This is a genomic window from Stenotrophomonas sp. FW305-C-20-S1 (assembly GCF_058783335.1).
The window spans coordinates 1-13,168 of the sequence record NZ_JBYTEK010000038.1 but is presented as its reverse complement, the minus strand read 5'-3'; the positions used below and the strand labels follow the sequence as shown (position 1 = coordinate 13,168).

Annotated in this window: 12 protein-coding genes; 11 read left to right on the top strand and 1 reads right to left on the bottom strand. The window is 66.8% G+C overall.

The genetic code is table 11. The features are described 5' to 3' along the window. Positions 1–51 precede the first annotated feature (51 nt). Positions 52–1,428, bottom strand: coding sequence for a cysteine--tRNA ligase (cysS, locus tag AC3WTC_RS16945; RefSeq protein ID WP_154880858.1), 1,377 nt, complete (start codon positions 1,426–1,428; stop codon positions 52–54). Between the two features lie 187 nt (positions 1,429–1,615). On the opposite strand from cysS, the gene AC3WTC_RS16940 reads away from it, so the two are divergent. The 11 genes from AC3WTC_RS16940 to AC3WTC_RS16890 all read left to right on the top strand — a co-directional run bounded on the left by AC3WTC_RS16940 (position 1,616) and on the right by AC3WTC_RS16890 (position 12,996). Further along, positions 1,616–2,179: a glycine zipper 2TM domain-containing protein gene (locus tag AC3WTC_RS16940; RefSeq protein WP_025876420.1), complete on the top strand. Its 564-nt coding sequence runs from the start codon at positions 1,616–1,618 to the stop codon at positions 2,177–2,179. Positions 2,180–2,508: 329 nt separating this feature from the next. Beyond that, the gene (locus AC3WTC_RS16935) at positions 2,509–3,519 is read left to right on the top strand and encodes an N-acetylornithine carbamoyltransferase (RefSeq protein ID WP_492712034.1); all 1,011 of its coding nucleotides are present in this window, start codon (positions 2,509–2,511) and stop codon (positions 3,517–3,519) included. Positions 3,520–3,591: 72 nt separating this feature from the next. Next, a complete protein-coding gene (locus AC3WTC_RS16930) occupies positions 3,592–4,785 on the top strand; it encodes an argininosuccinate synthase (RefSeq protein WP_093820483.1) in 1,194 nt (397 codons plus the stop codon). A gap of 133 nt (positions 4,786–4,918) precedes the next feature. Then, positions 4,919–6,007 (top strand): acetylornithine deacetylase, encoded by a 1,089-nt coding sequence (locus AC3WTC_RS16925; RefSeq protein WP_025876425.1) that lies wholly within the window; start codon positions 4,919–4,921, stop codon positions 6,005–6,007. Between the two features lie 74 nt (positions 6,008–6,081). After that, entirely contained in the window at positions 6,082–7,410 is a 1,329-nt protein-coding gene (locus tag AC3WTC_RS16920) for an acetylglutamate kinase (protein ID WP_025876427.1), read from the top strand. A 5-nt stretch (positions 7,411–7,415) separates the two neighbouring features. After that, complete coding sequence (locus AC3WTC_RS16915; protein ID WP_025876429.1) at positions 7,416–8,015, top strand: GNAT family N-acetyltransferase; 600 nt, start codon at positions 7,416–7,418, stop codon at positions 8,013–8,015. Between the two features lie 10 nt (positions 8,016–8,025). Next, a complete protein-coding gene (gene argC / locus AC3WTC_RS16910) occupies positions 8,026–8,982 on the top strand; it encodes an N-acetyl-gamma-glutamyl-phosphate reductase (protein WP_093820477.1) in 957 nt (318 codons plus the stop codon). A gap of 19 nt (positions 8,983–9,001) precedes the next feature. Continuing rightward, the gene (gene argH, locus AC3WTC_RS16905) at positions 9,002–10,297 is read left to right on the top strand and encodes an argininosuccinate lyase (protein ID WP_033831569.1); all 1,296 of its coding nucleotides are present in this window, start codon (positions 9,002–9,004) and stop codon (positions 10,295–10,297) included. Beyond that, positions 10,297–10,560, top strand: a complete 264-nt coding sequence (locus tag AC3WTC_RS16900) for a YciI family protein (protein WP_033831568.1) — start codon at positions 10,297–10,299, stop codon at positions 10,558–10,560. Before argH ends, AC3WTC_RS16900 begins: the two co-directional genes overlap by 1 nt. A 10-nt stretch (positions 10,561–10,570) precedes the next feature. Next, positions 10,571–11,728 (top strand): glutamate 5-kinase, encoded by a 1,158-nt coding sequence (proB, locus tag AC3WTC_RS16895; RefSeq protein ID WP_025876437.1) that lies wholly within the window; start codon positions 10,571–10,573, stop codon positions 11,726–11,728. Continuing rightward, positions 11,725–12,996, top strand: a complete 1,272-nt coding sequence (locus tag AC3WTC_RS16890; RefSeq protein WP_492712033.1) for a glutamate-5-semialdehyde dehydrogenase — start codon at positions 11,725–11,727, stop codon at positions 12,994–12,996. The genes proB and AC3WTC_RS16890 overlap by 4 nt, the downstream gene beginning before the upstream one ends. Positions 12,997–13,168 lie beyond the last annotated feature (172 nt).

Sequence of the window (13,168 nt, the reverse complement as noted above, 5' to 3'; positions counted from 1 at the left end):
GTCTCTACAGTAGGGAGCGTGGCCGGCGGACCGGCCACGGGGCAGGGCAGGTCAGCCGCGCTTGCGCGACCAGCGCACGCCCTGCGGGGTGTCTTCCAGCACGATGCCTTCGGCGGCCAGCTGGTCGCGGATGGCGTCGGAACGGGCGAAGTCACGTGCCTGCTTGGCTGCCGCGCGTTCGTCGATCAAGCCCTGGATACGCGCATCGTCGTCGCTGTCGCCGGCGGCGTTGCCGAACCATTGCGCCGGATCGGCCTGCAGCAGGCCCAGGGCGAGGCCGGCGCCAAGCAGTTCACTCTTCAGGCGTGTGCGTTCGCCAGGATCGGTGGCGCGGCGCGCTTCACCGGCGATACGGGCCACTTCGGCCAGCGCCTGCGGCGTATTGAGATCGTCATCCAATGCCGCTTCGATCTCTGCCGGGATCACTGCGGTGGCGGCAACGTCGGCCAGCTCGCGCAGGGTGCCGTACAGGCGGTCGAGGGTGCGGCCGGACTGTTCGATCAGCGCATCGGACCAGTCCAGCGGCTGCCGGTAGTGGGCCGACAGCAACGCCAGGCGCAGCGCCTCGGGGGCATGCCTGCGCACCAGGTCGTGGACGCGCTCGATGTTGCCGATCGACTTGCTCATCTTGGCGCCGCCGAAGTTGAGCATGCCGTTGTGCAGCCAGAAGCGCGCGAACACCTTGCCGCCGTGCGCGCACTCGCTCTGTGCGATCTCGTTTTCGTGGTGCGGGAACTGCAGGTCGACGCCGCCGGCATGGATGTCGATGGTCTCGCCCAGGTGCGCGGCGGCCATCGCCGAGCATTCGATGTGCCAGCCCGGACGGCCGCGGCCCCAGGGCGATTCCCAGCCCGGCAGGTCGTCGCTGGACGGCTTCCACAGCACGAAGTCGCCGGGGGCGCGCTTGTAGGGAGCGACCTCGACCCGGGCGCCGGCCAGCATCTCGTCCGGATCGCGGCGCGACAGCTTGCCGTAGCCCTCGAAACTGCCGACGGCGAACAGCACGTGTCCCTCGGCGGCGTAGGCATGCCCGCTGCTGACCAGCTGCTCGATCATGGTGATGATCTGCGCCATGTGCGCGGTCACTTCCGGCTCGATGTCCGGCGGCACCACGCCCAGCGCGGCCATGTCTTCACGGTAGGCAGCAGCGAAACGGTCGGTGATGGTGCTGATCGGCACGCCCTGCTCGCGCGCGGCGGTGTTGATCTTGTCGTCCACGTCGGTGATGTTGCGGGCGTAGCGCAGGGCACCGAAGCGCCGCCGCAGCAGGTCGGCCAGCACCCCGAACACCACCGGCCCACGGGCGTTGCCGATGTGCACGTAGTTGTAGACCGTCGGGCCGCACACATACAGGGTCGGACAGGCCGGATCGAGCGGAGTGAACGGTTCGAGCTGGCGAGTCAGGTTGTTGTGCAGGCGCAGGGTCATGGGTCTGTGACTGGGGGACAAGCCTGTGATTTTAGAACGTGTCGGGGCCCTTTGGGGGGACCGTTGCCACCGGTGGACGTCACCGGCGGCCGGGGTGGGGTGGGCAGGAACGGCGCGGACGGGTAATGTTCAGCCCCTTGCGGTCACCACTGCCTACACTATTGCCGTGTCCCTGCTCCCTTCGCCAATGAAAACCACCGCGTTGCTGACCCTGGCCTGCCTGTCGGCGCTGCCCGCCGTGGTCCTGGCCCAGGAGGCCGAGCCCCGCAACCGGGTGGTGATCGTGGAGAACGTGAAGTTCGACTACGCCCAGGTGCTCAACGTGGAGCCGGTGTTCCAGACCCTGCGTGCCACCCGCACCGAGGAGCACTGCGAGCCGGTCTCGACCCGTACCCTGGCCCCGGTCAATGTCACCGGCGAGGAGCCAGTGGAGGACAAGGGCCGCATCGGCCGCCTCTGGGATTCGGTTCGCTCGATGTTCAAGCGCAGCGACGAGGAGGTGCTGGAGGAACTGCCGGCCGAAGCCCCCGCCCCGGCGCCGGCCAACACGGGCCCGATGCTGACCCGGGACTGTCGTATCGTGCCCGTCGGACGCGAGTTCCGCCGCCCCATCGCCTATGACGTGGACTATGTCTACAAGGGCACCAAGTACCGTTCACGGCTGCCGGAAGACCCGGGCAACCGGCTGAAGATCCGGGTTTCGATCACCCCCTGGGTGGGCCCGGAGCAGGCTGCCGCCGGCACCCCCTGATTCTGCGACGCCGGCCTCTTGCGCCGGCCCCGGCCGCATGTAAAGATTGCCGACCAATGAAGCTCACCGACTTCCAGCACGACAGCAGCGCCGCCCGCCAGGCCACTGGCATGACGTCGCGTGCCCGTCGACCGGAACCCCACATTCTCGCTGGGTAATCCGGAGCTTTCTGCTGTTCGTCCGAAAAAAACCCAGCCCGCCGGCTGGGTTTTTTCGTTTCCGCGTTCTGAAAGCTTCATCTGCAACCTTTTCGTACCACCCTGGTTCCCGGTTTTCCCTTCCACCTTCCACCGCGTCGACCCTCGGCGCCGCTCATGCAAGGAATGATGATGTCCCCCAAGCACTTCCTGAACACCCAGGACTGGCGCCGCAGCGAACTTGACGCGCTGCTGACCCAGGCTGCGCTGTTCAAGCGCAACAAGCTCGGCGACCAGCTCAAGGGCAAGTCGATCGCGCTGGTGTTCTTCAATCCGTCCATGCGCACCCGCACCAGTTTCGAGCTGGGCGCGTTCCAGCTCGGTGCCCACGCAGTGGTGCTGCAGCCGGGCAAGGATGCATGGCCGATCGAGTTCAACCTCGGCACGGTGATGGACGGCGATACCGAAGAGCACATCGCTGAAGTAGCCAAGGTGCTCGGCCGCTACTGCGACATCATTGCCGTGCGCGCGTTCCCGAAGTTCGTCGACTGGGCCTACGACCGCCAGGACGTCGTGCTCGAGAGTTTCGCCAGATACTCGCCGGTGCCGGTGATCAACATGGAGACCATCACCCATCCGTGCCAGGAACTGGCGCACGTGATGGCCCTGCAGGAGCATTTCGGTACCCAGGACCTGCGCGGTAAGAAGTACGTGCTGACCTGGACCTACCACCCCAAGCCGCTGAACACCGCAGTGGCCAACTCGGCGCTGACCATCGCCACCCGCATGGGCATGGACGTGACGCTGCTGTGCCCGACCGCCGACTACATCCTCGACGAGCGCTACATGGGCTGGGCCGAGCAGAACGTGGCCGAGAGCGGTGGTTCGCTGAAGATCAGCCATGACATCGACAGTGCCTATGCCGGTGCCGACGTGGTCTACGCCAAGAGCTGGGGCGCGCTGCCGTTCTTCGGCAACTGGGAGCCGGAGAAGCCGATCCGCGACCAGTTCAAGCACTTCATCGTCGACGAGCGGAAGATGGCCCTGACCAACAACGGCGTGTTCAGCCACTGCCTGCCGCTGCGCCGCAACGTCAAGGCGACCGACGGCGTGATGGATTCGCCGCAGTGCATCGCCATCAACGAAGCCGAGAATCGCCTGCATGTGCAGAAGGCGATCATGGCTGCTGTTGCCGGCCGCTGATTTTCGTACGTCGTTCACGCATTCCAGACAATCCGCCGGGCATGGCCCGGCGCTACCAGGACATACCCCCCCATGAGCAACAAAGACGTCGTTCTCGCCTTCTCCGGCGGCCTTGATACCAGCTTCTGCGTGCCGTACCTGCAGGAGCGCGGCTACAACGTGCATACCGTGTTCGCCGATACCGGCGGCGTGGATGACGAAGAGCGCGATTTCATCGAGAAGCGTGCCGCCGAGCTGGGTGTCACCAGCCACCAGACCGTCGATGGCGGTCCGGCCATCTGGTCCGGCTTCGTCAAGCCATTCGTGTGGGCCGGCGAGGGCTACCAGGGCCAGTACCCGCTGCTGGTGTCGGACCGTTACCTGATCGTCGATGCCGCGCTCAAGCGCGCTGCCGAACTGGGCACCAACATCATCGCCCACGGCTGCACCGGCATGGGCAACGACCAGGTGCGCTTCGACCTGGCAGTGAAGGCCCTGGGCGACTACCAGATCATCGCGCCGATCCGCGAGATCCAGAAGGAACACACCCAGACCCGCGCCTACGAGCAGAAGTACCTGGAAGAGCGTGGCTTCGGCGTGCGCGCCAAGCAGCAGGCCTACACCATCAACGAGAACCTGCTGGGCCTGACCATGTCCGGCGGCGAGATCGATCGTTGGGAAGCACCGGGCGAGGGCGCCCGTGGCTGGTGCGCACCGCGCGCCGAGTGGCCGGAACAGGCGCTGACCGTCACCCTGAAGTTCGTCGAAGGCGAAGCCGTCGAGCTCAATGGCAAGGCACTGCCGGGCGAGCAGATCCTGGCCCAGCTCAACAAGCTGTTCGCCCCCTACGGCGTCGGCCGTGGCGTGTACACCGGCGACACCGTGATCGGCCTGAAGGGCCGCATCGTGTTCGAGGCACCGGGCCTGGTCTCGCTGCTGGCCGCGCACCGCGCGCTGGAAGATGCGGTGCTGACCAAGCAGCAGAACCGCTTCAAGCCGGACGTGGCGCGCAAGTGGGTGGAGCTGGTGTACGAAGGCTTCTACCACGACCCGCTGAAGACGGACATCGAAGCCTTCCTGAAGTCCTCGCAGGCCAAGGTCAACGGCGAAGTGGTGCTGGAAACCCGCGGCGGCCGCGTCGATGCCGTTGCGGTGAAGTCGCCGCACCTGCTCAACACCAAGGGCGCCACCTATGCGCAGTCGGCCGACTGGGGCGTGGAGGAGGCCGAGGGCTTCATCAAGCTGTTCGGCATGAGCTCGACCCTGTACGCGCAGGTCAACCGCTGAGCGGTTGACCACGCATTCCACCTCAACCCCGCGCCGTTGGCGCGCCCCCTTCAACAAGAAGGGGGCTCTCCACCAGACGCGTTCCGGTAGCGCCGGGCCATGCCCGGCGGAATTCCACAGGAACTGTTGATTCATGCTTGAACAGACGCTCGATCACCTGCAGGCACTGGTGTCCTTCGACACCCGCAACCCGCCGCGTGCGATCACCACCGGTGGCATCTTCGATTACCTGCGCGACAACCTGCCCGGGTTCAATGTGGAGGTGATCGACCATGGCGCCGGCGCGGTCAGCCTGTATGCCGTGCGCGGCACGCCGAAGTACCTGTTCAACGTGCATCTGGACACCGTGCCGGACTCGCCGCACTGGAGTGCCGACCCGCACGTGATGCGCCGCCTGGACGACCGCGTGGTCGGCCTTGGTGTGTGTGACATCAAGGGCGCGGCTGCGGCGCTGGTGGCGGCCGCCAATGCCAGTGATGGCGACGCGGCCTTCCTTTTCTCCAGCGATGAAGAAGCCAACGATCCGCGCTGCATCGCCGCGTTCCTGGCCCGGGGCATTGCGTACGAAGCGGTGCTGGTGGCCGAACCGACCATGAGCGAAGCGGTGCTCGCGCATCGTGGCATCAGCTCGGTACTGATGCAGTTCGCCGGCCGTGCCGGCCATGCGTCGGGCAAGCAGGACGCGGCCGCCAGTGCGCTGCACCAGGCGATGCGCTGGGGCAACCGCGCGCTGGACCATGTCCAATCGCTGGCCTCGGCACGCTTCGGTGGATTGACCGGCCTGCGCTTCAACATCGGGCGCGTGGAAGGTGGCATCAAGGCCAACATGATCGCGCCGGCGGCGGAAGTGCGTTTTGGTTTCCGGCCGCTGCCGTCGATGGATATCGATGCGCTGCTGGCGACCTTCGCCGGCTTCGCCGAACCGGAAGCGGCGCTGTTCACCGAAACCTTCCGTGGCCCCAGCCTGCCGGCAGGGGATATCGCCGAAGCCGAGCACCGCCGCCTGCTGGCGCGCGACGTGGCCGACGCGCTGGACCTGCCGATCGGCAACGCGGTGGACTTCTGGACCGAGGCGTCGCTGTTCTCGGCCGGTGGCTACACCACGATGGTGTTCGGTCCGGGCGACATCGCCCAGGCCCACACCGCCGATGAGTTCGTGACGCTGGAGCAGCTGCAGCGCTACACCGATGCCGTACACCGGATCATCGCCGCCGGCGCCTGATCGACCCACAACGCCGCTGCGCTTCTGCGCGGCGGAACTGCAACGCGGCGACCGCCGCCTGTGACGAAACCGAAATGTCTCCTGCCCTCCAGCCCCACCGCCAGACCCGCCAGACCATCGTGCGCCTGCTCTCGAGCATGGCCAGCGCGAAGGAGATCAGCCAGTACCTCAAGCGCTTTTCGCAGCTGGACGCCAAGCGCTTCGCCGTGGTCAAGGTCGGCGGCGCGGTGCTGCGCGACGATCTCGACGCGCTGACCTCCTCGCTGTCGTTCCTGCAGGAAGTCGGCCTGACCCCGATCGTGCTGCATGGCGCCGGCCCGCAGCTGGATGCGGAACTGTCGGCCGCCGGCATTGAAAAGCAGACGGTCAACGGCCTGCGGGTGACCTCGCCGGAAGCGCTGGCGATCGTGCGCCGGGTGTTCCAGCAATCCAACCTGCGCCTGGTCGAAGCGCTGCAGCAGAACGGCGCGCGCGCCACCTCCATCACCGGCGGCGTGTTCGAGGCGGAGTACCTGGGCCTGGACACCTACGGCCTGGTCGGCGAGGTGAAGAAGGTCAACCTGGCGCCGATCGAGGCCAGCCTGCGTGCCGGCTCGATCCCGGTCATCACCAGCCTGGGCGAGACCGCCGGTGGGCAGATCCTCAACGTCAATGCCGACTTCGCCGCCAACGAACTGGTGCAGGAGCTGCAGCCGTACAAGATCATCTTCCTGACCGGTACCGGCGGCCTGCTGGACGAGCAGGGCAGCGTGATCGATTCGATCAACCTGTCCACCGAGTACGACCACCTGATCGCGCAACCGTGGATCCACGGTGGCATGAAGGTGAAGATCGAACAGATCAAGTCCCTGCTGGACCGGTTGCCGTTGGAATCGTCGGTGTCGATCACCCGGCCGGCCGATCTGGCCAAGGAACTGTTCACCCACAAGGGCTCGGGAACGCTGGTGCGCAAGGGCGAGAAGGTGCTGCGTGCAACCGCCTGGAGCGAGCTGGACCTGCCGCGCCTGAAGGGCCTGATCGAATCCAGTTTCGGCCGCACCCTGGTGCCGGACTATTTCGAGAGGACCACGTTGCTGCGCGCGTACGTCAGCGAGAACTACCGCACGGCGGTGATCCTCACCGACGAGGCCGAGGGCGTGTACCTGGACAAGTTCGCCGTGCTCGATGATGCGCAGGGCGAAGGCCTTGGCCGCGCGGTCTGGAACGTGATGCGCGAGGAAACCCCGCAGCTGTTCTGGCGCTCGCGCAACGGCAACCCGATCAACCACTTCTACTACGCCGAGTCCGATGGCTGCTACAAGCAGGGTCATTGGAAGGTGTTCTGGTACGGTGCCGATGGCATCGACCGGATCAGGACCTATGTCGACCACTGCGCGGTGCGTGCGCCGAGCCTGGAGGGCTGAGCGCGATGAACCATGCAGACTGGACCCGGGTACCCACGTTGACCGGCACGCATGCGCGGCTGGAACCGCTGCAGATGAGCCACATCGACGGCCTGCGCGGCGCGTTGGGCGAAGGCGCGCTGTCCAGGCTCTGGTACACCCAGGTGCCCGATGCGAAGGCCATGACCGGCTATGTGCAGGCGGCGCTGCAGGCACAGGCCGAAGGCAAGGTGCTGCCGTTCGTGGTGTTCGATGCCAACGACCAGATCGTCGGCACCACCCGTTACTACGATCTGCAGCCGGACGTACCGCGGCTGAGCATCGGCTACACCTGGTATGGCGAATCGGTGCAGCGCACCGGGGTCAACTCCGAAACCAAGCTGATGCTGCTCAGCCATGCCTTCGAGCGGCTGGAATGCCTGAGCGTGGTGTTTGAAACCAGCTGGTTCAACTTCACCTCGCGCACCGCGATCGCACGCCTGGGCGCCAAGCAGGATGGCGTGCTGCGCAATCACCGCCGGCATCCCGACGGCACGCCGCGCGACACCGTCATCTTCTCCATCATCGATGCGGAATGGCAGGGCGTGAAACGCCACCTGCAGCACCGCCTCGATTCGCACGCATGAGCACGCACGCATGAGCACTTCCTCCTCGTTCACCGTCGGCATCGTCGGCGCCCGCGGCCATACCGGCGCCGAGCTGATCCGCCTGGTGGCAGCGCATCCGAACCTGCAGCTGGGTTTCGTGTCCTCGCGCGAACTGGCCGGGCAGCGCGTGTCCGACCACTACCCGCAATGGCAGGGCGAACTGCAGTTCGAGAATCTCGACGCCGACGCCGTTGCCGCCAAGGGCGTGGACGCGGTGATCCTGGCCCTGCCCAACGGCCTGGCCGCGCCGTTCGTGGCGGCGCTGGAAACGGCGAAGCCGGACACGGTGATCGTCGACCTGTCGGCCGACTACCGTTTCGACAACACCTGGTACTACGGCCTGCCCGAGCTTACCCGCAGCCGTTACCGCGGACAGAAGCACATCAGCAACCCCGGCTGCTATGCCACCGCGATGCAGCTGGCGATCCATCCGCTGCTGGATCTGCTGGCTGGTCCGCCGCAGTGCTTCGGCGTGTCCGGCTACTCGGGTGCGGGCACCTCGCCGTCGGACAAGAACAACGTTGAACTGCTGGCCGACAACCTGATGCCGTACGCGCTGACCAACCACGTGCATGAGCGCGAGGTTTCCGTGCAGCTGGGCGTGGCGGTCGAATTCATGCCGCACGTCGCGCCGCATTTCCGTGGCATCACCCTCACCGCCAACCTGTGGTTGAACCGCGTGCAGACCCGCGAGCAGATCGTCGAGCGCTTCCAGCAGGCCTACGCCGGTGAAGCACTCATCGAGGTCGTGGACGAGGCGCCGTGGGTGAGCCGCATCGCTGGCCGCCACGGTGCCCAGGTCGGCGGCTTCACGCTCGCCCCGGGCGGCAAGCGGGTGGTGGTGGTGGCGACCCTGGACAACCTGCTCAAGGGCGCGGCCACCCAGGCCATGCAGAACCTCAATCTTGCGCTGGGCATCGACGAACTGACGTCGATCCCGCACTGAAACCGTACAGGAGCTCCCCATGGCAGACCTTCTTTGGCAGAAGCCAGGCGTCGCTGTCGATGCCCAGATCCAGACCTTCCTCGCCGGCGACGACGTGATCCTCGATCGCGAGTTCTTCCTGCATGACATTGCTGCCAGCGCCGCGCATGCGCAGGGCCTGCAGCACATCGGCATCCTCAGCGCCGACGAACTGGCCGGGTTGCTGCGTGAACTTGAGGTGCTGGCGCAGGACTTCCGCGAAGGCCGCTTCGTGCTGGATACGCAGTATGAGGATGGCCATTCGGCGATCGAGGCACGGTTGACCGAACGCCTGGGTGATGCCGGCCGCAAGATCCACACCGGCCGCAGCCGCAACGACCAGATCCTGGTCGCCACCCGGTTGTGGTTGAAGGAAAAGCTGCAGCGCGTGGCGCAGGTCAGCGCCGAAGTGGCAAAGGTTGCACTTGACCGTGCGCAGGCCGAGCAGCATCTGCCGATTCCCGGTTACACCCACATCCAGCGTGCCGTGGTGTCTTCGGCCGGCATGTGGTGGGCCGGTTGGGCCGAAGCCTTCATCGACAACGCCGTGCGCGCCCGCGATACCCATGCACTGGTCGATGCCAATCCGCTTGGCACCGCCGCCGGTTACGGCGTGAACCTGCCGCTGGATCGCGAGCACACCACCGCCGCGCTCGGCTTTGCGCGCATGCAGATTTCGCCGATCTACGCGCAGCTGTCGCGTGGCAAGTTCGAACTGGCTGCGCTGGAAGCGCTGGGCGGCGCGACCCTGGACCTGCGCCGCATTGCCTGGGACCTGTCGCTGTTCACCAGCGCCGAATTCGGTTTCGTCGCGTTGCCGGCGCAGTACACCACCGGCAGTTCGATCATGCCCAACAAGCGCAATCCGGACGTGATCGAGCTGATGCGGGCGACCCATGCCAGCGTCGCCGCTGCACGCACCGAAATCGAGCAGCTGCTGTCGCTGCCGTCGGGCTACCACCGCGACCTGCAGTCGTCCAAGGGCGCCATCTTCCACGGCTTCGGGCGCGGCCTGGCCGCGCTTGAACTGCTGCCGGCGCTGCTGGCCAACCTGGAATGGCGCGATGACAAGCTGCGTGCAGCGATCGATTCGGGCATGTACGCCACCGATGTCGCGGTGGAAGCTGCGGTAGCGGGCGTACCGTTCCGCGAGGCCTACAAGGCTGCTGCTGCCGGTGCCGACAGTGCAGGGCAGGGGCGCACGCCGGAAGGCAGCCTGGCGGCGCGCGTATCGCCGGGTTCGGCGTCGGACCTGCGCCTGGATGAACTGCGCGCGCGCTGGCAGGCGCTGTCCTGATGGCCGGCACCGTCTACCTGGTGCTGGCGATGCGCCTGCCGGGCTTCAACGACGCCGTGGTGCAGCCGCACCGCGACTTCCTCGATGCGTTGCAGGCCGAGGGCAGGCTGCAGCTGACCGGCGGCTTTGCCGACGGCAGCGGTGGCGCCTATGTGCTGTGCAACCTCGACAGCCTCGCGCAGGCGCAGGCCATCGTCGCCACCGATCCGCTGGTGACGATGCAGGCATCGGCGCTGAGCGTCCATGAATGGAATACCCGCTGAGGCGCCCCTGATGACTGTCCACGCCGCCCACGTTGCATCGCCGTTCCCCGAACAAGCGCTGCCGTCGTGGCGGCGCGCCGTGCTCAAGGTCGGCAGCAGCCTGCTGGCCGCCGACGGTGGTGGCCTGTCGCCGCGCCACGCGCTGGGCCTGGCCCAGTTCGTTTCGGCCAACGTGCTGGCCGGGCGCGAGGTCGTCATCGTCTCCTCCGGCGCGGTCGCTGCCGGCCGCGCGATCCTGCCCCGGGCCGATGAACCCGGTGCGGCGATGGCGGCGCGGCAGGCGTTGGCGGCCTTGGGCCAGGCGCAGCTGATCGGTCTGTGGCAGCGCTTCTTCGAGCGCCCGGTGGCGCAGGTGCTGCTGACCCATGACGATCTGCGCAACCGCCGCCGCTACCTCAATGCGCGGGCAACCCTCAACGAGCTGCTGCGGCTGGGCGCGCTGCCGGTGGTCAACGAGAACGACACCGTTTCGGTGGATGAGCTCAAGCTCGGTGACAACGACAACCTGGCCGCGACGGTGGCAGCGCTGGTCGATGCCGATGCACTGTTCATCGCCACCGACATCGACGGTCTCTACAGTGCAGATCCGCGCACGCATGCCGATGCCCGGCCACTGCATGAAGTGGCCGAGTTGAACGATGCCGTGCTGGCGATGGCTGGCGGCGCCGGTTCGGTCGCCGGTACCGGCGGCATGCGCACCAAGCTGGAGGCCGCAGCCAAGGCCGGCCGTGTCGGCATCGAAACCTATCTGTTCAATGGCCGCAGCGGCGAGGTGGTGCGCGCGCTGGCGCAGGATCGCCTGTTCGGCACCCGTATCCATGCAGCACGCAGCCGCGAGGCGGCCCGCAAGCACTGGCTGCGCCACGCTCCGCTCGCCGAAGGCGCGATCCTGATCGATGCCGGCGCCGCCCAGGCGATGCGCGAGAAGGGGGCATCGCTGTTGCCCGGTGGCATCACCGGTGCCGACGGCGCGTTCCGGCGCGGTGACATGGTGCAGGTATGCTGGAACACCGACGCCGGCCGGGTGTGCGTGGCCCGTGGTGTAAGCCAGTACGCCGCCGATGACGTGCGCCGCATTGCCGGCCGCCACACCCGCGACATCCAGACCGTGCTCGGCTACAACTACGGCGGTACCGTCGTTCATCGCGACGATCTGGTGCTGCCATGAACCCACTGCAGGATATGCCGATGAGTGAGATCGAATCGCAGGCCCATGCCTGCCGCGACGCGGCCCAGGTGGTTGCCGGCCTGGACAGCGATGCACGCAGGACACTGCTGCAGGCGATGGCGCAGGCGCTGGAGGTCAATGCCGGACAGATTCTTGCAGGCAATGCACGCGACCTGGCCGCCGCCCGCGACAAAGGTGTGGGCAGCGCGATGCTCGACCGCCTGGCACTGGATCCGGCGCGCCTGCTGGCGATGGCCGACGCCGTGCGCGAGGTGGCCGGCCTGCCGGACCCGGTCGGGCAGGTGACCCGCGACGACGTGCGCCCGAACGGCATCCGCGTACAGAAGGTGCGCGTGCCGCTGGGGGTGATCGCGATGATCTACGAAGCACGCCCGAACGTGACCGCCGAAGCCGCCGCGCTGTGCCTGAAGGCGGGCAACGGCGTGATCCTGCGTGGCGGCTCGGAGGCGATCCATTCCAATACCGCCATCGCTCAGGCGTTGGCGGGGGCATTGAAGGCCAACGGCGTGCCCCCTGCCGCTGTGACGGTGCTGACCGACCTGCGTCGCGAAGCAATGCTGGAACTGCTGCAGCTGCACGAACTGATCGACCTGGCCATCCCGCGCGGTGGCGAAGGCCTGATCCGCTTCGTCGCCGAGCACGCACGGGTACCGGTGATCAAGCACTACAAGGGCGTCTGCCACCTGTTCGTCGATGCCAGTGCCCATCTCGACAAGTCAGTCGATCTGCTGGTGGACGGCAAGTGCAGTCGCCCGTCCGCGTGCAATTCACTGGAAACCCTGCTGGTGCACCGGGACATTGCCGCAGCGTTCCTGCCGCGTGCTGCACAGGCGCTGGCCGAACGTGGCGTGCAGCTGCGCGCAGACGAGCGCGCGCAGCCATTGCTGCCGGGGAGCACCGCGGCCAGCGAAGACGACTATGCCGCCGAATTCCTTGATCTGATACTGGCGGTCCGCGTGGTCGACGATCTTGATGCAGCGATCGCGCACATCCGTACCTATACCTCCGACCACACCGAAGTGATCGCCACTGAAGACGTAGCCAGTGCCGAGCGTTTCGTCAGCGCATTGCGCTCGGCGGTGGTGATGGTCAACGCGTCTTCGCGTTTTTCCGATGGTGGCCAGCTTGGTCTCGGCAGCGAGATCGGCATCTCCACCACGCGCCTGCACGCCTATGGCCCGATGGGGCTGGAAGCGCTGACAGTCGAACGGTTCGTGGTGCGCGGCGAAGGCCAGGTCCGAAGGTAGGGTCACAGCCGGGCTGCGCCCGGCACCCGCAGAGGCCGCGGCAACAGCCGAAGCAACAGCAACGGCAACAGCCGAAGCAACAGCGGGGTTCCTGCGGGATGGCGGGGTGGGTCCGGTTGCGGGGGACGCTGCAAGTACGTCCCTGTAAGCTCGGTCGCGCCATCCATGGCGC

Coding starts and splice junctions, on each gene's coding strand:
- AC3WTC_RS16925 (WP_025876425.1), top strand. CDS start 4,919: ATGCTTGAACAGACGCTCGATCACCTGCAGGCACTGGTGTCCTTCGAC.
- proB (WP_025876437.1), top strand. CDS start 10,571: ATGACTGTCCACGCCGCCCACGTTGCATCGCCGTTCCCCGAACAAGCG.
- AC3WTC_RS16890 (WP_492712033.1), top strand. CDS start 11,725: ATGAACCCACTGCAGGATATGCCGATGAGTGAGATCGAATCGCAGGCC.
- AC3WTC_RS16900 (WP_033831568.1), top strand. CDS start 10,297: ATGGCCGGCACCGTCTACCTGGTGCTGGCGATGCGCCTGCCGGGCTTC.
- cysS (WP_154880858.1), bottom strand. CDS start 1,428: ATGACCCTGCGCCTGCACAACAACCTGACTCGCCAGCTCGAACCGTTC.
- AC3WTC_RS16920 (WP_025876427.1), top strand. CDS start 6,082: ATGTCTCCTGCCCTCCAGCCCCACCGCCAGACCCGCCAGACCATCGTG.
- argC (WP_093820477.1), top strand. CDS start 8,026: ATGAGCACTTCCTCCTCGTTCACCGTCGGCATCGTCGGCGCCCGCGGC.
- AC3WTC_RS16930 (WP_093820483.1), top strand. CDS start 3,592: ATGAGCAACAAAGACGTCGTTCTCGCCTTCTCCGGCGGCCTTGATACC.
- AC3WTC_RS16940 (WP_025876420.1), top strand. CDS start 1,616: ATGAAAACCACCGCGTTGCTGACCCTGGCCTGCCTGTCGGCGCTGCCC.
- AC3WTC_RS16935 (WP_492712034.1), top strand. CDS start 2,509: ATGTCCCCCAAGCACTTCCTGAACACCCAGGACTGGCGCCGCAGCGAA.
- argH (WP_033831569.1), top strand. CDS start 9,002: ATGGCAGACCTTCTTTGGCAGAAGCCAGGCGTCGCTGTCGATGCCCAG.
- AC3WTC_RS16915 (WP_025876429.1), top strand. CDS start 7,416: ATGAACCATGCAGACTGGACCCGGGTACCCACGTTGACCGGCACGCAT.